Here is a 19837-nt window from a genome sequence, read left to right as displayed (position 1 = left end):
CCGCACCGTGATCTGATGCACCGCATCCCGCTTGAAATCGTCGCTGTAATTGCTTGTCCCCATGTCGGCCTCCTCGCCTCAAAGTTAGGGGGCAAAGCGTCTACAAATCTAGGGGCACCTCAGTGTTAGGCGTGAGGCCATTGGTTCGTGCGGGGCACAAGACATCTTGGTGATTCAACATGGTGTTTCCACTTCATTCTAGCTGTTGTTTGCCAACTGCTCCGCAGGGCCGCTGGCGGCTGCAAAACAGTTGACTTTTGAGGCTGAATGAGCGACCAAAGCGTAGAGATGGAAGTGGCTTTTGGTCACTCTTTGGGGGCTCAACTGTTGGCGCAGTCGAGCCTTCATTTTTTCTAACTCATCTTTTTTCCTCCTTGTCATAGCGCTCGGGAAACAAGCTCTCTGGTGTTGTGTCCAATAGACCCGCCAGATGGGATTGGACGCGGTGAGACGTACGTAAGCCGGCAATTACAGTTGAAACAGTTGGTCGAGATACGCCGATCTCATCCGCCAGAGCCTGAATTGTGTATCCCAAGTCCAAAAGTTGTTTCTTAATTCGAGAATGGCGGGCTTTGGGATCCATTTTCTCTCTTTCGATTGGATGCGTAGACTACGGAAGTAACGCCTTTGGCTATCACGAATCAGCTAGATAGAAGATGGCACAGACCGAATCATCGGGTCATCAGCGATGTTTCGAGATCGAGGCTGATGGCGTTAAATTTACTTCGAGGGTAATTGAAGTGATGCATTTGGTTGCATTTATTCTTCGTCTAATAAAGTTGACGATGAGACTTATCTCAGTAGGAATAAAATGAAAAAATGTCTGCAAAAAAGTCTTTATTGTAGTAGGCAATAAACTCGAAAAGATGGTTTATCGAAACCGATATAGTAAGCGGATTATCGCCGGTATCATTTTTGCTGCTAGTCACAAAAGTAACAGCATAAAATAAATCTCTACCACTAGTGTTATCTTTTTTAGATAGAGGCGCTATTGCCTGTGGAGGATAACCGTAGCTTTACACGTTGGCGGCGCATACATGCTAACAACCTTCATCTGCAGGGTTGCTTTCCGGTGACTGGCTGAAAAGATCAGAGGCCGGTACATTCAAGGTCTCGGCAATCTTAAGAATGACCTTTAAACCGGGGTTCCGTTCGCCGCGCTCAATCCCGCCTACATACGTTCGATCAAGTTCGACCAGAAGGGCAAATCCCTCTTGGGAGTGCCCCCGCTGTTTGCGTAGCGCCCTTAGTCGCTCGCCGAAGTCCTGAACTGTGAACCGCTTGTCCATACGTTTGTAGCGCAGGAAAGAGGTTTAATCGTCCACGGACTTATCGTATCATTTTGCGGTGGAGGCGCGTAAAATGAATGAAAGTGAGCAAACCTGCCCATTCTGCAAGTCTCAAATCGACCCGCAGGCAGTGGTCTGCCCTCAATGCAATGCCGTCAAAGGTTTCAAGACGCGTAACGGGATGCGCAGCAAGGCATATGTGATGGCCTATGCTGTCCTGCTGGGAGCCGTGTCTGTCTTCATATGCGTGTTGATGGTGCAGCTATCGCCAGCCGCGCCGCTGATGTGGGGAATGGCCGTAATGGCGCTCACCAGTGCGTTCGGCGGCTTCGTCACGTTTCGCGAAGCATCAAGTGGGCCACATTGGTACAAGGGCACTTAGGAAAAATCGATACGAGATGAGACTGATCAAAAATGGAGGTAGGCATGAGGATGTATGGTGATGTAGTGTTAGCAGCCGGCGCAGCAAAAACAGCTGTCCGTGTCTTGGGTGCCGAACTTGCCGATACGGATGTTGGCGCTGACAGAGCGCTGGACAATCTCCGCACCACGTTGGCGAGTGTTGATGCCGAGATGCATCCATTGAAAGGCCCCGAGGAATTCATGTTCGGTGACTTTAGGTGGCCGCACCGCAATCATTGGGACCAGTGGGCCTGGTCAATCGAACGCATTGCTGAGGCCTGCGGCGCGAAGGTGCGCCTAGAGGAGAAATATGATTATTTGCAGGTCGAGGTTGTTGAGAAACCGCAGTCTGAATTGCGGAGCAGAGCGCTTGGCGATCTGGCCAATTATGTCGAGTTGATTTCTGACTATGAAGTGCTTGCGGAAATCTAGAGACCCTGTGACGTTGAACTGATTTCCTCGGGCAAGGGATGCGGGCACCGCTGTATGGAGCAGAACAAGTCGATGACACCGATCAACGCAGACCATGGATCGATCCTGCCAGAGGGTGCTTCCGCCTTGATCGTGGATGAGGCCGGTGGGCTGAGCTTTTATATGCCAACCGACGATCCCGATAGCGATATGGCCCCAATGGCGCAGTTTCCAGCAGCCGTACTCATCAAGAGCAAAGACTCGAGCTGGGTGGACGAAATGATTGCTTCGTTCGAAGAGATCAATTGGAACTAGGACAAGCCCTATCTCAGATCTTTGGTATGAGATAAGAAAATAAAGACATATTTCGGAGGCATTCATGACATCAGACACTGACGAGTTTGCTCTGGCCAACGATGCTGATGCGCAGTTGGAGCTTATAAAGCGCAGCTATGCTTCCGGTGATGCCATGCAGATTGACAGAGCAATCGCAGAGGTGACCTGGGCGCGTCGTATGAAAAAACAAGGCATTGATGATTTCCTTGAAGAGGCCGACACCGCTGAAAGGGCGGGCTAGTGGGTCTATCCATCAGGGGCTGTTCCCTCAGCCACGGGAAATAGATCGGATCTGAATGCCAATCTCGCAGGAACGCACTGATCAGATCAAAGCCCAGCTCCGTGATCGCCTCGAGAACGGCAACGTAAACGAATGGGAGCGCTCTTTTTTCTCCGACATGCTGGAACGTTTCGAAAGCTACGGAACCTAGCTTAAGAGACATTCGTCGCAGTGACCGGTGCCGCACTGCAGCTTCACCAGACCGGCCATTCGCCGCGAGCGCAAAGTCTTACCACGGTCGAATATGCAGTTGGCGGACAAAGCGGGCTTTGCCATCGATAGCTCAAGTGGCAGCATCGCGATCCATTCCAGACATTGACCATCTGCATATTTTACGATTTTTTGACGCTGATGGTTCTCGGACGCCCCAAGTGCTGATGAGATGAAAAGGGAACACGGTGCGGCGTAGCCTTGTAGGCACCAAATCCGTGACTGCCCCCGCAACTGTGAGCGGAGAGCGACCCCGATGTTAACCACTGGACCCAGCGTCCGGGAAGGTTCGGGGAAGCCGTGACCCGCAAGTCAGGAGACCTGCCATCACCGGCATGTGTTGCATGTCGGCGTTTCAACACGATGCAGGCGGGGTGCCTGGTCAGGAGCATATGATGGCAAAGCGGTCTTTCCGCCCACAAAATGGTTCTTCCTTCGCCCGTCTGAGAGGCGGAGGGCCTGATGAATCATCGCATTACAATTTGTACATCCTGTCGGCACAAAGGGACTGAGTGTCGCCCCGGCTATGAACTGATCGAACGTCTTCGGCAGGCCATTGCCGAAGCTGGAGATGCCGTTCCGGAGGCGTTCGAGATATCCGGGGTCGCCTGCATGGCGGGCTGCGATCACCCGTGTACGGTTGCCTATCACGGCACGAAGAAGGCGACGTATCTCTTCGGCGATATCGACCCCGATACCGACATCAACGACCTTGTGACCTTCGCCAAGCAATATGCCTATCTGCATGATGGCTGGTGTTCGTCTGTGGATCGCCCAGGAAGGCTGCGGAAGTCCACACTGGCCCGCGTGCCCGCCGCGATCATGGCCATCGAAGAAGACGAGGTTCGGGCCTCGTGAGCGCTGCCACCCTTTCTGTGAAGGACCTTTCATGGTCACCAGGACGCGGCGCTGGTCCGCTGCTGCGGTCAACAAGTTTTGCGTTGGAGGCGGGGCGTGTACTCGGCATCGTTGGGCCAAATGGTGCCGGGAAAACGACGCTGCTGCGGTTGCTCTACCGGTTTCACCGCCCGACGACTGGCACAGTGTGCGTGGACGGAGAGGACATCTGGACGCTATCGGCACGGTCTGTTGCGCAACGCATCGCCGCTGTATTGCAGGAGCAGCCCAGCGACTTTGCCCTGACCGTGGGCGAGATCGTGGCCTTGGGTCGCACACCGCACAGGCGAGGGTTCGGTGCAAACACTGGCTCCCGTGACAAAGACATTATCAATGATGCATTGGACCGCCTGGACCTGCGTGGTCTGGCTGACCGCCATCTGGGCACCCTATCAGGCGGGGAACGTCAGCGGGTGATGGTTGCGCGGGCCTTGGCGCAAGAACCGCGCCTTCTCATCCTTGATGAGCCGACCAACCATCTCGACATTCGTCATCAGTTGGAGGTGCTGGACCTGATCCGCAACTTGCCACTGACCATCGTGACATCGCTGCATGACCTGAACCTCGCGGCAGGCGTATGTGACGATGTTCTGCTGATCCAACTCGGCCAAACTGTCGGCTTCGGTCCTCCAGAACAAGTGCTGTCAGAGGCCGCCGTCTCTGATGCTTTCCAAGTCGTCGCGCAGCGGGAACAGCTTTCCCGCAGCAATACTGATCACCTGACATTCCATCTTCAGAACAAAGGACCACACACATGAAGACGCTCTTCTTGGCATCGACCACACTGATTATTGCTGCCGGTGCCGCCGCTGCCGAAACGACCGTGCAAAGCTGCGACCGTACTGTCACTTTCGATGCGCCACCCGAACGGGCGATATCGAACGATGTGAACCTGACCGAGATGATGCTGGTGCTTGGCCTTGCTGATCGGATGGTCGGCTATACGGGTATCTCTGGATGGAAAACTCTTGATGAAGAAATGCGGTCTGGCGTTGAGGAACTGCCCGAACTGTCCGCGCAATATCCATCAAAGGAAGTGTTGGTCGGAGCCGATGCCGACTTCTTCTTTGCAGGGTGGAACTACGGCATGAAGGTGGGCGGTGAGGTCACACCAGAGACCTTGGCACCCTTCGGCATTGAGGTCTACGAACTGACCGAATCCTGCACCCACATTATGGAGACCGAAAAGGCCAGCATTGATATGATGTATGCTGACCTGATGAACCTTGGCGCTATCTTCGATGTTGAAGACAAGGCCGCCGAACTCGTGGATGGCTACCGTGCGGACCTCGCCGCTTTCACAGATGGATTGGAAACCGGTGAACCCCTGCGCGTGTTCGTCTATGACAGTGGTGAAGACACGCCCTTCACCGCTGGCCGCTACGCCATGCCGACCGCGTTGATTGAGGCAGTAGGTGGCGTCAACATCATGGACGATTTCGAGAAAAGCTGGGCGACCGTGACGTGGGAAGAGGTTGTCGAGCGCAACCCACAGGTCATCATGATCGTGAACTATGGCGAAGTGACCGCCGAACAGAAGCGCGAGTTCATGATGTCAAACCCGGCCTTCGCTGATCTGGACGCGGTTAAGAATGATCGCTTTGTGACCTTGGAATATGTCGAAGCCACACCTGGGCCGCGTAACATCCAGGCGATCAAGACCTTGGCCGAAGCTTTCTGGGTCGAATGATCTGATGAGTGAGATCACAAACCGCGTACAGGTTTCCCGCAGATTTGGCGGTATGTTCGCCTTTCTTGTCGGTGGGGTAATCCTGCTTGTGATCTCGCTCTCCCTCGCCATTTCAGTCGGAGCAGTCCCAGTTCCGTTGGGCACAGTGTGGGGCGTCATCCTCAACAAACTTTCACCGGGGATCATCGAAGAAACATGGTCGCGTAGCCGGGAGGCCATTGTCTGGGAAATCCGGTTCCCACGGGCATTGCTGGCCATGATGGTCGGGGCTGGTCTGGCGATGGTGGGGGCCAGCCTTCAGGCTGTGACACGCAACCCGCTGGCCGACCCGCATCTCCTGGGCATCTCCTCTGGCGGTGCGTTCGGGGCGATCCTGGCACTCTTGCATACTGGGCTGTTCATTGGCCTGCTGACCGTCCCGTTGCTGGCCTTTGTTGGCGCACTTGGCGCAACATTCATTGTCCTCGGTGTGTCACGGTTTGCAGATGCGACAAGCGCCGATCGTCTGGTCTTGGCCGGGGTGGCCGTATCATTCATCATCATGGCCTGCGCGAATGTCCTGATCTTTCTCGCCGACCCCAAGGCCACCCATATCGTTGTCTTCTGGATGCTTGGCGGTCTCGGCCTGGCGCAATGGAGCCAACTGATCTACCCACTATTTATCCTTGCCTTATGTGCAGGATGGCTGATGTGGAAAGCCCAAGACCTGAATGCCATGACAGTTGGGGACGAAACCGCATCAACACTTGGCATCCCGGTCTCCCGGTTCCGAATGTCAGTCTTTGTCGTCGGTGCACTGATCACCGGTGTCATGGTCGCGTTTTCCGGCATCATCGGCTTTGTCGGTCTCATGGTGCCCCATGTGGTGCGTATGGTGGTGGGCGGCGACTACGCCCGTGTGCTGCCCGGCTCAGCCCTGATCGGGGCTGTGTTCCTCCTTTGGGCGGACATTACCGCTCGCACAGTCATGGCCCCGGAAGACATGCCGATTGGCATCGTGACAGGACTGGCTGGCGGGGTGTTCTTCGTTTGGCTTCTGGGACGTAAACGTGGCAGCTGACAAAGAACCGAAAGCCTTGTTGGACGGATTAAACCAGACTTTTCTGGCGACCTCTCACATCAGAAATTGTGATTGAGAGCTTGGTTTGGCCCGGCGTTGTACAGGTGACCAAATGACCACTCTGGACTGCGAACGGCAGCTTCTTTGAGCGGGATAAGCTTCTTCTTACCAAAGACACACCACCCTTCCGCCGTAACACAACTGGGCTGGTTAGATCGGCCTTTTGGTGATGACAAGGACAGGGCTGTATTGACCTTCGCGTATTCAGAATAGGCGTGGTTTCTTCGTTGAACTCATCGTTGAGCATTCTTCTCAAGAAGCTGACGCTCCAATGTCGCAATCATCAGTTGGCAGCATCTAAGGTGTCAGTTGCCGGTCAATCTGGCCATCGGCTATCTCATCTTGAGACAAGTTGAACTGCGAAGGCAACCGACAGGCCTTGGCCAGTCGGTGTTGGATCAAAGGGCGCTGCGCGGCGGATCGCATCGAGTGCGATAGCGTCGGCTGTTGCATTACCCGAACTTTGGGCGATGGTCGCGGCTGCTAACCCACCGTTCGCCGAAATCTGCATGTTCACAACGACATTGCCCACAGAGCCCCTCGACCGCATTCGCTCGGCTACGCGGATGACGCGAGCTGCGACCCGAGACTTGTAGTCATTGATTGCGCCCTGACCAACGACCCGCGACGTCGTTTGTCGGGTCGCTGAGGATTGCGCTGTCGATCTGGTCTGATTGCCGGATTGTTGGCCGCTGGCTGCGCTAGCCTCAGCATTGCCCCGCCGCACCTGAGCCTCTTCGGTGGCGCGTTCGGCATTCTCCGCTGGCAATGGTCGTGCGGTCGGTCGTTGGCTAGTCGCAACGGCAAGCGCGTCCCGCGCTTCTGTTGGCCTGTTGGTATCCGTTGATGCGCGCGGGCTGATTGTTTGAAGTGCCACTGTATTTGCGACTTTAGGTGATCTGATCTGTTGCGTATTCTCAATTGTTTCTGCGTTCGCAGCGCTGATAGGTTTTATTGTTGCAGTAACATGCGGTCTTACGATCTCCCGCGGTTGCGGCTGAACCGGTTGGGCGGTCGTCGCGATGGGTGATATCTCACCATCGGGTGTCGCGCTTTCTAATGTGCCGGCGACGAGGTCTGCAAAGCTGGTGCCAAGCGCGACTTCACCTGCAACGTCGCCGCCAGCGACGACCATTTCATCATCTGACCACATACCGGCGATGACAGTGTGAACGCCAATGGATGCCAGAACGGCCAGAGCGAAGATCACCCGCCCCATGGCTAAAGCGCCTGTTCCGTTACGATAAACACGCTCTGCGCGCCTGCGCCCCGCAATTCCTGTGCGACTGAAATAACAAGCTCTGCAGGCGCCCGTCGGTCAGGCAGGATGCGCGCGTTGATATCGCCATCACGTTCCGCTTGCAAAATCGCTAGAACTGCATCGGCTGATAACGGCTGGCCACGAAATGTGATGTCGCCAGCGGCATCAATCACGATCGCATCTGGCGGAGGGACAAAGGCCGGGTCATCTGTGTTAATGAGTTGGATATCCGGGTCAAGCGGGCGCGCCATTTGCGCGGTGACGAGAAAGAAAATTAACATCAGAAAGACGATGTTAATCAGTGGAAGCGTTGGCTCCCCTTTCTCTCGGGTCGCTCTTATTGCCGATGGGGAGTACATTAATTGAGCACCACAATTTGCGCATCCGGGATCGCGCGCAACGCATGCAAAGTCTCGGCCAGTGATTGCGCCGATGCCTCTGATGTGGCCGTGACTAATATGCGGGGTGGGCTGTCTGATCGCTCCGATATCTGATCCGCCAGATCAGCGGAAGCGACGTTAGTGCCATTGAGGCTTGGGCCATTTACCGTGATGCGCACGAATAGAGGCGCGGTGTCGCTCGACGCTGCATTGGCGCCGGTCCCCCCAAGCGTGATCGGGATCTCGCCAAACCGCGAAAACGTTGAGGTCAGCATAAAGAATAATAAGAGCAGGAAGATAACATCGATCAGCGATGTCATCGGCAGGCGCGCGCGTGGTCTAACCTGCATGTTGCAAGGCCTGCCTGGCTGCGGATGGCGTTGGATTGCTGCCGCCCAACCGCGCCTCTAACGCGACATTCGCAGCAAGCCGATGTCGCATGAGGCTCGCATCGAACCACGCCAGTAGAACCGAGGCCGGGATGGCCACGCAAAGGCCCACGGCTGTTGTCATCAACGCAACCCAAATGCCCCCGGCCAACAGCGACGGATCGGCAGTGCTGCCGGCCGCCTGCAACTGCTGGAACGCCTCGATCATGCCCAAGATGGTGCCGAACAGCCCTAAAAGCGGGGCAAGTTGCGCCGTGAGATCAAGCACGCGCAGACCGCGTGCGACCTCACCAAATGCCGCATCAAGCCGGGCCGTCGCATCGGCACGGACGGTTTCCGTTTGGCCCGAGACAACGCGTAAGCTGTCCAAAATCTCAGCGACAAAGCCTTGCTCCGCGCCCCGCCCGACACCCACCATGAGGAAAACGATGGCTTTCCAGATGGCCACGGCCAAAGCCAAGATCGATAGTCCGACCAGAACCGCCACAACGGGCCCACCAAGTTCCAGCAGCTGCGCGAAACGCTCTTGCGCAAGTTTAATCATCCCAGCACCTCCACACTGTCGACGCGGGAAACGACCGATAATGGTTCACCGCATCCGACGCCTTCACAACTGTCGACCCCGTTGAACAGGATACGCCCCACCTCGGTGCAAGGTTGACCCGCAATATCGAACTGCCGCACGCGCAGATTGCCAGCGGGCAGATCAATGAAGTCAAACAGCGTCAGCATCATGACCGCGCCAGAGGTATCAAAGAGTGCCGTTTCCAGGACCAACCCATCGACGCCCGACGCGGATTGCGCCGTAAAGACAAAGCGACAGGCGTCATCTTGGGGTTGCAGACTGTTCAACTCGATGGTGACCCCATCTGCCAAGGCAAATCCTGGCAATAGGCAGGCGATGGCAAGCAAGAGCTTTCTCATGTGGCGTCTCCAGGATGGTTAGGCAGGAAAGATTGCGGCGGCGCTCCTTCGCTGTCCGACCGGCCGAATTTCATCAAACACCCATGCGGATCGCTGATATAAAACTCGTACATCCCCCATGGGCGATGATAGATCGGTGAAAGCGCCTTGATCCCAGCTGCGGTCCATTCCGCATGCAAGGCGTCGATGCCGCCGCCGCGGATATAGCAGCAGCTTTCCGTCTCGCGCCCGTCATCGTGATCAGGCGGGCAGAAATGCAGTTCGATCCCTGGCCTGCGCAGGATCAGGTAATCGCCAAAGCGCTCGGGCGTGAAACCAAGCGTGCCGTAAAAGGCCGTTGTCTCATCCAAATTCCGCGATCGCATGATCGGTATGGCTTCAACGTTAGTCATATCGCTGCTCCGTGATGGGTGAGTTGCGCGGCATGGGGCAAAAGCCACGGCGTCCCGTTTGCCGGCGCCGTATTGACCGCCAGCGCGCAGCCATAGGCGGTGCTGAGCGTTGCATCGGTCAGCACCTCGCGCGGTGAGCCGGATGCAAGGCAGCGACCTTGCGACAAAAGCGTGACGCGCTGGGCAAACATGGCCGTCAGGTTCAGATCGTGCATCACGGCGACAACACCGCCACCAGCCTGCGCGTAGTCGGCGGCGATCTGCATCACCATCAACTGGTGCCCGATATCGAGGGACGACACGGGTTCGTCTAGAAACAACCAACGGGGCTTGCCATCCAGGACCGGTAACCAAATCTGAACGAGGACACGGGCAAGCTGCACCCGCTGCTTCTCACCACCAGACAGCTCCGCATAGAACCGCCCCTCAAAGCCACCTAAGCCAACGCGGTCCAAGGCCTTGAATGGAAGATCACCGGCATGGGTTGGGTCCTCGGTCGCGACCCCGGCGGTTTGGCCCAGCCGGACGACCTCGAGCACGGTAAAGGGAAAGGCAAGCTGGGTGGATTGCGCGAGCACGGCGCGCTGCTTGGCGAGCACATCAGCGCTTGTTTCCCTGATATCCTGGCCATTGACCGACACAGCGCCGTCATACGCTATCTCCCCGGTCATCGCCCGCAAAAGCGTGGTTTTGCCCGACCCGTTCGGCCCTATGATCGCTGAGAATGCGCCAGCCGCGGCCTCGAAATCGACCGCGTCCAGGATCTGCGTTGTGCCGAAATGGACGCTGATATCTTTTGCAACCAACACCATAGTCAAAGGTCCACCAATGATCGATTGCGCATCAAAATCCACAGGAAGAACGGGCCGCCGATCACGGCTGTGATGATACCGATTGGCATTTCGGCGGGCGCGATAACACTGCGTGAAATGGCATCGGCAAACAGCAACATCACACCACCCAGCAAGGCCGAATTGATCAAAAGGCCGTTGTGATCCGGCCCCTGGACAAGGCGCAGAAGATGGGGCACGACGATGCCGACAAAGCCGATCCCACCGGTGACGGCGACTGCGGCGCCGACACTGCAGGCGACTGTCAGGATCGCGACCCGCTTCATCAATTGTACGCGGATGCCTAAATGACCCGCTGCGGCTTCGCCCAAGGCAAGGGCGTTGAGGCTGCGCGCGAGAAATGGCGCGGCGACAAGGCAGATGATGATCAAAGGTGCTGCCGACCAGAACTTTTGCCAATTGGCTCCGGCAACCGATCCTAACCCCCAAAAGGTCAGGTCGCGCAGTTCATCATCCGTCGCGTAGTAGACCAAGATGCCAGTAAGCGCGCCGGTCAACGCCGCAAGGGCGATACCCGCCAGCAGCATCGTCGCGACCGATGTCCGACCGTTTCGTGTGGCAACGCTGTAAAGCAACAAGGTCGTGATCCAACCGCCAAAGAAGGCGGCCAGTGGGACCATGTAGTATCCCACAATCGCCTGAAACCACAAAGGTGCGGAGCCGCCTAGAACGATAGCCAGAACGGCGCCGAACCCCGCGCCTGCGCTGACGCCGACAAGCCCCGGATCGGCAAGTGGGTTGCGGAAAAGGCCCTGCATGATCGCCCCTGACACGGCCAAGGCCGCGCCGACCAGCAACCCGGTAAACACACGCGGCAGGCGGATATCCCAGACAATCGTTTGATCGCGCAAAGAGACGCCATCGCGTCCCAGCATCGCACCAATCACATCCGTATCAGACGCCGCACCCCAGCCAAGACTGAGGAGAGCGGTGAGCAGTAAAAATACCGCCAGGAAAAGCGTTAGCAGACGCGCCAAAACCCGACGGTCGCCGCCACGTTTTGGCGCGTGTGATCGCGCGGAGAGCACTGAAGTCACTGCCACGCCCTACTCTCCGTTCGCCACGGTTTCCAATTGCGCGAGAAGTTCGCCAGCCAATTGCGGTGTGCGCGGCCCGAAGCCCAACGCGGCCCCGGGGATTGTGATAAACGCCTCGTTTTCCCCCGCAGGCGTTGATGACACAGCGGGTAGCGCAAGCACTTCCTCGGCCCGCCCACCATGGTCACCGCGCCCATCCATCATGATGATCACATCCGGCGCAGCCGTGATAATGGCCTCATCATTGACCAGCTTGTAGCCCTCAAAGGCGTCGGCCATCACGTTCACGCCACCAGCCAAGGTGATGATCCCGTCAGCGCCGGTTCCACTACCCGACGCATTTAGACGGCCACCGTCAATAGACAGTGCAAAGAGAACGCGAATGGGGGTGTCGCTGGCATCCCTTTTTTGTTCAAGGTCGGCGAAATCCGCCCGAAGTTGCGAGATCAAAGCGTCGGCTTTGTCTTCAACGCCCAAGGCCTCGCCCACGGTCCCGACCGATGCGATCACAGCATCAGGCGTAAAGCCATCTTCCACAAACACGATAGGGACAGCCGCCCCCCGCAGTTGGTCCAAAGCCTCTACCGGGCCCGAGGTTGACCGGGCGATGATCAGGTCAGGACCGACCGACAAAACACCCTCTGCCGAGAGGCGTCGCATGTAACCGACATCGGGCAAATCACTGACTTCATCGGGGAACACTGATGTCGTGTCGCGGGCGATGATGCGGTCCTCTTCGCCCAACGCATAGATGATTTCCGTGATTGGCCCGCCGACAGAGACGATGGCATCTGCTGACGGATATCGCTCGGCAAGGCTCATGACAGGCAGGCTGACCAAGATCGCAGCGAATGACGTGATACGGATCATCAGACTGTCTCCAACGTCTTCGTGGGTAAGGCGTCAACGATGGCCTCCCAGGCCTTGAGGTCATCATCTTCTCCGGCGCGCTGACCAAAGACCTGCGCGATCAGCATGCCCGCCGCATCGAACATCTCAATCGAAAGCGCGGCACCACGCTTGGTCGGTTTGGTGACGGCATAGACCTCAGCGACGTGGTCACCACGCAGGTGCAGATCAAACCGCTCATCCAGCACGTTCAGCCAAGGCCCCATTGGCTTGATGTTGATCAGCGGCCCCCAATGGATCTGGATCATCCCGCGATTGCCCACGAAAAGGATGACCTCTTGCCCGGCATCCGCGACCGCGTTCAGCAGTTGAGACGGTGCATCAGTCGACAACGGCCTGACCCAATCCGTGCCTGCGACGGTGCGGTACGCCCCCAACCGATTTATGCCCAGCTTTGACGTCAGCCGCATGAACTGATGCGTGTCAGTCATCTTGACCCATTCAGTCAAAAGCGCATCGCGCTTGGCTGGCTTCTCAATCGCCGCCTCGGTCGGTGTCCGCGCGGCCACGTCAAGCGTGTCGCTGCCTTCAACGGCAAGACTGTCAACGACCGACGCCCAGGCGTCGTGACTCGAGGTCTCCCGTAAAAACACTTTGTGAACAGCGTCCCCAGCTGCATCAAAGACCTGTAATGTCCGACGCCGCCCTTTGTCGGTCTCTTGATCAATCGCGAAACCATAGGTCCAGTGTTTGGGGAAGATACGCAGGTCAATCTCTTTCCCCAGCACCATCGCGGCATGGGCACCGCTGTGATATTCACCATAAGTCCCCACCCGCTCGTGAACGGCGCTTTCATTGCGGGTCAGCGCCATGACCTCGCCAAGCTGACTGATGGCGGGCATCAACTGATCTGGATTTGGCGAAATAGCCCGAACACCATCACCAAGATGAGCGGCGACAAGCTGCGCCTCGCTGATCCCTAGCCGGTCAGCAAAGTCCCGATCACGGGACTTTGGGTCTTCCTTGCGCGCCGCGCGGATCGCGTCTGCTGTCTGCTTTTGCGCCATGTCTTAACTCCCGTTTGCATGTGATGGCGAAGGGCCATCGTTCTTACGTCGCCTCAGTCAGAATGTGCGGGCGACCGACAAAGTGATGTTGCGGCCCTCGCCATTGCGAGAAGAGCCATATTGCCGGTAGCTTTCGTCAAAGATGTTATCGATGGATGCGCGGAACTCTGTCGCAGCAAGCGGACCGCGCGTCGGCGTGTATCCGATGCCCAGATCATAAAGCGTATAGGCATCCGATGGGGCCGTAGGACCGTCTACAGCCTCTGTTCGGTCATTTTCAAAGCTATGATCGATGGTGAAGAAAACGTTCAGCTCATCATCCAGAAAGCGCCGGCCAACCGTCAGTTCGATGTTGTCAGCGGTGCTTTCTTCGAAGAAATCATCGACATCTGTGCCGTCGGACAGTTCTTTAACATCGCCCCGGTTCGCAGCGGCTGCCAAATCCAGATAGAACTGCGGATGGACATAAGACGCCTCAATCTCGACGCCCTGCAGCTCAATCTCTGACTGAAAGCGGCCCATACCTGCCGAATAAGTCCGGCCATTACTGATCATCGTCTGATAAACCGTCAGCTTGGCCGCAAAGCTGTCGTCGCGGGCAAAAACATCAAACCCGTCATAAGAAACACCGACCTCAACCGTATCCGCCTGTTCGATTGTGTTCAGCGCAACCTCGTTATTGGCATCGTCAAGAACCGGAAGGTTTTCATTGCGCGCAACGGTTCCAAAGACCGCAAATGTCTCGGTGATGTCGTACATCGCGCTGATGCCGCCGGTCCAGCTTGTGTCCTCAACCTCGGTTCCGTTCGGAACAAGCGGAGAGCCGAAGGCGGTCGTTGGCGGGTTATTCTCGAATGTCAAACGTTGTGCTTCGAAGCGCAGCGCAGGGGCAACTGTCAGCCTCTCTCCGATCTGCATCTCGTTTTGGAGGAAGAGTGCAACGAAATCATCGGTGCCCCCGGGCGCGCTACCGTCATTGGTACCTGCATCGACGACAGAGCTACGCTCGCGGCGACCGACCTCAAGTCCGGTCAAAAGTTCGTGGCCAACAGCGCCCGTGTCAAAGCGGGATGTGTTTTCAAGCAAGAGCGACGTTGTCTCGGTCAGGTGGTCCGCTTGCAAAAGACCAGACGTTGAAGTGGGGTCGATCGGATCAATCGCGACCTCTTCCCGCTTGAATTGCAGGCGAGCAGTCAGGTCGATCAGAGCATTATCAACCGGATCAAATGCATATTCCAGATATGCCGTCGTATCCTCAATATCCCGATCGACACGCCCGAACGCACTGTCGATGTCCGGATCGAAGACATTGTAGTTAACGTCCCGCTCAGGGATCTGGTTTTGCTGATAGGCCAGGGTGAAACGGCTCGCGCTGCCTATCTGATAGGACAGCTTGGCCAACGCTGACGCTTGTTCGAATTCCGTCCCAAAGATGTCGTCGCCATCCCCGTCTTCGCGGTTTTCAGACTTGCGCCCACCCAAAAACAGCAGGGCCTCAAAGTCTTCTGTGGGCGCAAAGGACAGGATCGACGTCGCAAGCGGCGACTCGCCATTCACCTCGTATCCCAGCTTTTGCCGGAACGAGAACGTGTCGCCGTCTTCCAGAAAGTCGCTGGCATCCTTCGTTGTCAGTTCGATCGTGCCACCCACAGCGGAACTCGAATAACGGAACCCGCCTGACGGGCCACGGGTCACCTCGACCTCTTTGAACAGCTCAGGTTCCAGGGCGAGGATAGATCCATTGCGGTAAATCTCTTCCGACCCGCTGCGCACACCATCCACAACAATCGAGACCGTGCCGTCGCTCGAATACAGCCCCGCTTGGCTGCCCAAACCGCGGATCGACACACCGCCACCCTGCGGCGTGTTGCCGTTCAACAAGGTCACATTTGGAACGGTATCTAAAAGCTGCCCGGTCGTTGTGGCCTGCCGCGCATCCAGTTCTTCCTGATCGATGACGGTCTCCGGCGCCGCAGTATCCGTCGCGACACCGCGTAAACTGTCACCAATGATGGCCGTCCCGATCAGCTCTCCTTCTGGAGCGATCAAGTCCTGCGCGGCTGCACCGTATGGGCTCGCGACAGAAAGCACGGCAAATGCCGTAACCTTAATACTATTTTCCATTATTCCCTTCCAGCAACTGCCTCGTGGCAGTTTTCTCTGCAGACTTGGCTATCTTTATGAGTGCTTGGCTGGCGTGAACGCGGGCTCTGACCGATTGTATCTCTTACCTTACTTTTTTTGTCAAGATATTGAGCTTGGAGTCAGAGAGGTGTGAGAAGGCTTAGAGATTTGGCTAAAGCCAATCTCATTTTGGTTCATTGTCATTGCTAGGACACAAGCCCACATTCCGACCACAAAAGGACAAGTGCATCAAATGTTTGGTTGTGGGTGAACGGATGAAATCGCAACATGATCTTAAAACACATCTGCGAGCGTTAGCGTGTCGCTGCAAAGGACCCGGATATGGTAAGAGCCCATTGGTGGACATAGTAGGTGGATTGTTCGCTAAGAACCCGATCCAATAGAATGCCTTAGATATCTCCAGTCATCGGCGGGTCAATACTTCCACGGATGAGCAACAGGATCTCTGGGAAGATAGTGCTCAATCCTAGCACCGATATCGACAATTGAGTTAGGTATTGGGTAGCCAATTAAAGAGTAAGGGGCGTCGCCTGAGCCAACGCCCCGCTGGGGTCAGGATTACTCCCAACCGACTTCGTTAAAGATGGTCTGTGCCTCTGGCACGTTCTTCGCCACCTTGGTCAGATCCACCGCGTCGGGCCGGAACAGGCCAAGCGTCGCGACGGACTCGGACAGACCAACGCCCGGAACAGCCGGATATTCGTCGTTACCAGCGCTGAAATATTGCTGCGCCTGGTCAGAGGCGAGGTATTCGAGAAACGCGATCGCATTGTCCCGGTTCGGTGCATTCGCCGCCACACCACCGCCGGACAGGTTCATATGTGCGCCTTCGGCGTTCTGCGCAGGAAAGACCCAGCCGATATTGGCCAGCGCATCAGCGCTCAGCCCATCGACATCTTTTCGCAAAGCGCGGGCGAAATAATAGGTGTTCGAAATCGCGATATCGCATTCGCCCGACACCAGGCCGCGCAGCTGGTCGGTATCGCCACCTTGCGGATCACGGGCAAAGTTGTTGACCACGCCTTCGGCCCAGCCCTTGGCCGCTTCGGCCCCATGGTTTTCGATCACCGCTGACAGAAGCGTCTGTGAATACACGTTTGTCGATGAACGGTGGCAGACCTGACCCTCATAAGCGGGATCAGCGAGGGCAACATAGTCCATGGGCGGGTTGGTCACGTCGGTCTTGTCGTAAAAGATGATCCGCGCGCGTTGCGAAAAGCCGAACCACTGGTTGTCGGCATCCTGCAGGCTGACCGGGATGCGGGCTTCAAGCACTTCGCTGTCGATCGACTGCAGCACACCAGCATCCTTGGCACGCTCAAGACGCGATGTGTCAACGGTCAGCAGCACATCGGCGGGAGAGTTCGCACCTTCGGCTTCCATCCGGGCGATCAGCTCATCGGCGTTGCCCTCAATGCGGTTGATGGTGATGCCTGTCAGCTCGGTGAAGTCTGAATAAAGACGTTCATCGGTGTCATAATGGCGCGAGGAGTACAGGTTCAATTCCCCTTCGGCGATGGCCGTCGTGGCGATCACCGACGCAGTAGCGGCGATTACAAGCTTTGTCGAAGTTTTAGTTATCATCATACACTCCCCATTTTGAGCGTTTCGCTCAGGAAAGGGTTTTAGTCGCGCTAACACAGATGTCCAGCTATCTGACAGAAATTGTCGGATTGACATGACTTATTAAATCACTCAGGATTGCAGCCAGCAGTCTAGCCACCCCGCCGTTTGCATGGGGGAGCCCGATCTTCGACAGATTAGGAGGGACTCCTGAAATGCGACAACCGATACGTTCGTTTGCAGAAAAGCCGCGCGAGGATGCCTCAACCATTCCCAGTAAATCCGAGATAATTGCTGCGTTGGACCAGGACGGTAGCCGCGGTGGTTTGCAGCTCGAATGGGTCCTTGATCATTGTGACACGCGGAAGGGAGACCTGTGATGGCGACACATTCAATCGCACAGACGACCCAGCCGACCGCACCAAAACTACCCACCTACGATGCCGTTGATCTGACCCAAGATGGAGATCTTGCGCAGATCGTTCTAGGCAATCAAGTCTATGTCTTACGCATTACGCGCGCCGGAAAGCTGATCCTGACAAAATGATGACCGACGTAGAGAAGCGCGGCGGAGCGCCCGTTGGTTTGATTGCCGATCTTGAGGCGATACCGGCCGCATCAGTGATGTATCTGCGTATGTGGTTCAGTGGTCCCGATAAGCAGAGTGCTGTCTGGAATGATATGGCGCGCACCCTCGGATCCGATAAGGGCCGCCGGGCACTGCAGGCGTTTGAGTCGATCTGCAGTCTTTGCGGCCGCCATGGACGCAGGCCGTTGGTACGACATGCTATGTGCTGCAAATGTGTTGGCTCTGACGAGGCCTGTTTTGCCAATTTTATTTCAACTGCTGCTGATGGCGAACGCGAAGACACGTTGTTGATGGCAACCTTACTGGTGCGCCCGGATATGGCGCCAGCTCTTGCCTCGCTCGCCGTAGAATTTGGCATAGCACTTAAACAAATGAACCTCGCATCGCCGAAAGAGGCGGCTGCGATCCGTCCACTACAAACCACACTTCACTAAACAGGGAACGAGTATATGAAACCCAATTTATCAGCGTCAACAGCACTTTGTTTGGCGCTTGCGACGCCTGGTTTTGCCGTCGAAAAGGCCGAGGTCTTGGATAATTACGCCAATATCGCCGCCGCAAAATATGCGGACAGCCTCACAACCGCGCAGGAACTGCAAACGGCTGTGAACGCATTGGTGGCCGCACCATCTGCCGAGAACCTGCAAGCGGCAAAAGATGCCTGGCTGGCCGCGCGCGTGCCATATCAGCAAACCGAGGTCTACCGCTTTGGCAACGCCATCGTTGACGATTGGGAGGGCAAGGTGAACGCCTGGCCATTGGATGAAGGGCTGATTGACTATGTCGACACGTCCTACGGCGGTGCCACGGACGAAAATAGCTCTGCCGTGTTGAACGTCATCGCGAACCCGACATTCACCCTGTCCGGGACCGAGATTGACGCGTCTGCGATTACCACCGCCCTTTTGGAGGATACCCTGCACGAGGCGGACGGGGTCGAGGCAAACGTCGCCACTGGCTATCACGCCATCGAATTCCTTCTGTGGGGGCAGGATTTGAACGGTCACGGTGACGGGGCGGGCAACAGGCCATGGACTGATTACGCCAGTGGCGACGCTTGCACGAATGGCAATTGTGACCGCCGTGCTGAGTATCTTGTGGCCGCGACGGATTTGTTGGTCGCTGATCTGGAATGGATCACCGCACAATGGGCTGAGGGTGGCGATGCGCGGGCAGAACTAATGGCCGATGAAGATGCCGGGATTTCAGCGATGCTGACCGGGATGGGATCGCTGTCCTATGGCGAAACCGCCGGTGAGCGGATGCGCCTGGGTCTGATGCTGAACGATCCTGAAGAAGAGCATTCATGCTTTGCCGACAACACCCACAATGATCATTTCTTCAACGGTGTGGGCGTGCAGAACGTCTACATGGGTGAATATGTGCGGATTGACGGCACGGTGGTGTCGGGCCCGTCACTGTCCAACATGGTGGCCGAAACCGATGCCGATCTGGATGCTGAGATGAAAGCAAAGTTGACCGACACCGTTCTGGCTTTGGGCCGGATCAAGACAGCCGCCGAAGCAGGCTTTGCCTATGATGAGATGCTGGAACGCGGCAATGATGGCGGCGAGACCCTGATCATGGGCGGCGTGAACGGCTTTATCGAACAGACCCGGTCGATTGAGCGCGTCGTTGCCGCCTTGGGGGTCGCTCAGATCGAATTCGAAGGATCAGACAGCCTTGATAACCCGGATGCTGTTTTCCAATAATCATCATGACCAAGATAAGGGGCAGCCTTTCTGGCTGCCCTCT

The 19837-nt window shown here is 56.5% G+C and carries 25 protein-coding genes and 1 riboswitch; of the genes, 11 read left to right on the top strand and 14 right to left on the bottom strand.

The window, feature by feature from the left end:
- Positions 1-358: 358 nt before the first annotated feature.
- Together V8J85_RS18285 and V8J85_RS18280 are read right to left on the bottom strand one after the other, a co-directional pair.
- Positions 359-583 (bottom strand): helix-turn-helix transcriptional regulator, encoded by a 225-nt coding sequence (locus V8J85_RS18285; RefSeq protein ID WP_339955214.1) that lies wholly within the window; start codon positions 581-583, stop codon positions 359-361.
- 457 nt (positions 584-1040) lie between these two features.
- The gene (locus tag V8J85_RS18280; RefSeq protein WP_339955213.1) at positions 1041-1289 is read right to left on the bottom strand and encodes a helix-turn-helix domain-containing protein; all 249 of its coding nucleotides are present in this window, start codon (positions 1287-1289) and stop codon (positions 1041-1043) included.
- Between the two features lie 73 nt (positions 1290-1362).
- Here V8J85_RS18280 and V8J85_RS18275 point away from each other — a divergent pair, with 73 nt between their 5' ends.
- From V8J85_RS18275 to V8J85_RS18240, 8 genes are all read left to right on the top strand, one after another.
- Complete coding sequence (locus tag V8J85_RS18275; RefSeq protein ID WP_339955212.1) at positions 1363-1671, top strand: hypothetical protein; 309 nt, start codon at positions 1363-1365, stop codon at positions 1669-1671.
- Between the two features lie 44 nt (positions 1672-1715).
- Positions 1716-2123 (top strand): hypothetical protein, encoded by a 408-nt coding sequence (locus tag V8J85_RS18270; RefSeq protein ID WP_339955211.1) that lies wholly within the window; start codon positions 1716-1718, stop codon positions 2121-2123.
- A 54-nt stretch (positions 2124-2177) separates the two neighbouring features.
- Positions 2178-2417 carry a hypothetical protein gene (locus tag V8J85_RS18265; RefSeq protein WP_339955210.1) on the top strand — a complete coding sequence of 80 codons (240 nt, stop codon included), beginning with the start codon at positions 2178-2180 and terminating at the stop codon, positions 2415-2417.
- A gap of 64 nt (positions 2418-2481) precedes the next feature.
- Positions 2482-2679, top strand: a complete 198-nt coding sequence (locus V8J85_RS18260) for a hypothetical protein (protein WP_339955209.1) — start codon at positions 2482-2484, stop codon at positions 2677-2679.
- Positions 2680-3053: 374 nt separating this feature from the next.
- A riboswitch (cobalamin riboswitch) is annotated at positions 3054-3271 on the top strand.
- Between the two features lie 119 nt (positions 3272-3390).
- Positions 3391-3786, top strand: a complete 396-nt coding sequence (locus tag V8J85_RS18255; RefSeq protein WP_339955208.1) for a DUF1636 domain-containing protein — start codon at positions 3391-3393, stop codon at positions 3784-3786.
- Positions 3783-4583, top strand: coding sequence for an ABC transporter ATP-binding protein (locus V8J85_RS18250; RefSeq protein ID WP_339955207.1), 801 nt, complete (start codon positions 3783-3785; stop codon positions 4581-4583). Before V8J85_RS18255 ends, V8J85_RS18250 begins: the two co-directional genes overlap by 4 nt.
- Positions 4580-5515 (top strand): ABC transporter substrate-binding protein, encoded by a 936-nt coding sequence (locus V8J85_RS18245; protein WP_339955206.1) that lies wholly within the window; start codon positions 4580-4582, stop codon positions 5513-5515. Before V8J85_RS18250 ends, V8J85_RS18245 begins: the two co-directional genes overlap by 4 nt.
- A 52-nt stretch (positions 5516-5567) precedes the next feature.
- Positions 5568-6575 carry a FecCD family ABC transporter permease gene (locus V8J85_RS18240; RefSeq protein WP_445285928.1) on the top strand — a complete coding sequence of 336 codons (1008 nt, stop codon included), beginning with the start codon at positions 5568-5570 and terminating at the stop codon, positions 6573-6575.
- Positions 6576-6972: 397 nt separating this feature from the next.
- Here the strand turns inward: V8J85_RS18240 and V8J85_RS18235 are convergent, their stop codons facing one another.
- The 12 genes from V8J85_RS18235 to V8J85_RS18180 all read right to left on the bottom strand — a co-directional run bounded on the left by V8J85_RS18235 (position 6973) and on the right by V8J85_RS18180 (position 17514).
- Positions 6973-7854, bottom strand: a complete 882-nt coding sequence (locus V8J85_RS18235; RefSeq protein ID WP_339955204.1) for an energy transducer TonB family protein — start codon at positions 7852-7854, stop codon at positions 6973-6975.
- Positions 7855-7856: 2 nt separating this feature from the next.
- Positions 7857-8255, bottom strand: a complete 399-nt coding sequence (locus V8J85_RS18230) for an ExbD/TolR family protein (RefSeq protein ID WP_339955203.1) — start codon at positions 8253-8255, stop codon at positions 7857-7859.
- On the bottom strand, positions 8255-8626 hold the full coding sequence (locus tag V8J85_RS18225; RefSeq protein ID WP_339955202.1) for an ExbD/TolR family protein: 372 nt from the start codon (positions 8624-8626) through the stop codon (positions 8255-8257). The genes V8J85_RS18230 and V8J85_RS18225 overlap by 1 nt, the downstream gene beginning before the upstream one ends.
- Positions 8616-9209, bottom strand: a complete 594-nt coding sequence (locus V8J85_RS18220) for a MotA/TolQ/ExbB proton channel family protein (protein WP_339955201.1) — start codon at positions 9207-9209, stop codon at positions 8616-8618. Before V8J85_RS18220 ends, V8J85_RS18225 begins: the two co-directional genes overlap by 11 nt.
- Positions 9206-9589 (bottom strand): hypothetical protein, encoded by a 384-nt coding sequence (locus V8J85_RS18215; RefSeq protein ID WP_339955200.1) that lies wholly within the window; start codon positions 9587-9589, stop codon positions 9206-9208. The genes V8J85_RS18220 and V8J85_RS18215 overlap by 4 nt, the downstream gene beginning before the upstream one ends.
- A complete protein-coding gene (locus V8J85_RS18210; protein WP_339955199.1) occupies positions 9586-9981 on the bottom strand; it encodes a bleomycin resistance protein in 396 nt (131 codons plus the stop codon). The genes V8J85_RS18215 and V8J85_RS18210 overlap by 4 nt, the downstream gene beginning before the upstream one ends.
- Positions 9978-10793 (bottom strand): heme ABC transporter ATP-binding protein, encoded by an 816-nt coding sequence (locus V8J85_RS18205; RefSeq protein ID WP_339955198.1) that lies wholly within the window; start codon positions 10791-10793, stop codon positions 9978-9980. Before V8J85_RS18205 ends, V8J85_RS18210 begins: the two co-directional genes overlap by 4 nt.
- A 2-nt stretch (positions 10794-10795) precedes the next feature.
- The gene (locus V8J85_RS18200; protein ID WP_339955197.1) at positions 10796-11875 is read right to left on the bottom strand and encodes a FecCD family ABC transporter permease; all 1080 of its coding nucleotides are present in this window, start codon (positions 11873-11875) and stop codon (positions 10796-10798) included.
- Positions 11876-11878: 3 nt separating this feature from the next.
- Positions 11879-12739 (bottom strand): heme/hemin ABC transporter substrate-binding protein, encoded by an 861-nt coding sequence (locus V8J85_RS18195; protein ID WP_339955196.1) that lies wholly within the window; start codon positions 12737-12739, stop codon positions 11879-11881.
- On the bottom strand, positions 12739-13785 hold the full coding sequence (locus tag V8J85_RS18190) for a hemin-degrading factor (RefSeq protein ID WP_339955195.1): 1047 nt from the start codon (positions 13783-13785) through the stop codon (positions 12739-12741). Before V8J85_RS18190 ends, V8J85_RS18195 begins: the two co-directional genes overlap by 1 nt.
- 57 nt (positions 13786-13842) lie before the next feature.
- Entirely contained in the window at positions 13843-15909 is a 2067-nt protein-coding gene (locus V8J85_RS18185; RefSeq protein ID WP_339955194.1) for a TonB-dependent receptor domain-containing protein, read from the bottom strand.
- 579 nt (positions 15910-16488) lie between these two features.
- Complete coding sequence (locus V8J85_RS18180; RefSeq protein ID WP_339955219.1) at positions 16489-17514, bottom strand: extracellular solute-binding protein; 1026 nt, start codon at positions 17512-17514, stop codon at positions 16489-16491.
- A 358-nt stretch (positions 17515-17872) separates the two neighbouring features.
- On the opposite strand from V8J85_RS18180, the gene hemP reads away from it, so the two are divergent.
- Genes hemP through V8J85_RS18165 form a run of 3 tightly spaced genes read left to right on the top strand, consistent with a single transcriptional unit; the run spans position 17873 to position 19794 of the window.
- A complete protein-coding gene (gene hemP, locus V8J85_RS18175; protein ID WP_339955193.1) occupies positions 17873-18040 on the top strand; it encodes a hemin uptake protein HemP in 168 nt (55 codons plus the stop codon).
- Positions 18037-18516 (top strand): hypothetical protein, encoded by a 480-nt coding sequence (locus tag V8J85_RS18170; RefSeq protein ID WP_445285924.1) that lies wholly within the window; start codon positions 18037-18039, stop codon positions 18514-18516. The genes hemP and V8J85_RS18170 overlap by 4 nt, the downstream gene beginning before the upstream one ends.
- A gap of 15 nt (positions 18517-18531) precedes the next feature.
- A complete protein-coding gene (locus V8J85_RS18165) occupies positions 18532-19794 on the top strand; it encodes an imelysin family protein (RefSeq protein ID WP_339955192.1) in 1263 nt (420 codons plus the stop codon).
- The last annotated feature ends 43 nt before the right edge of the window (positions 19795-19837 follow it).

The sequence above is a fragment of the Yoonia sp. 2307UL14-13 genome, assembly GCF_037572755.1.
Taxonomy (GTDB): Bacteria; Pseudomonadota; Alphaproteobacteria; order Rhodobacterales; family Rhodobacteraceae; genus Yoonia.
This window is presented reverse-complemented; position numbering and strand designations above follow the sequence as displayed.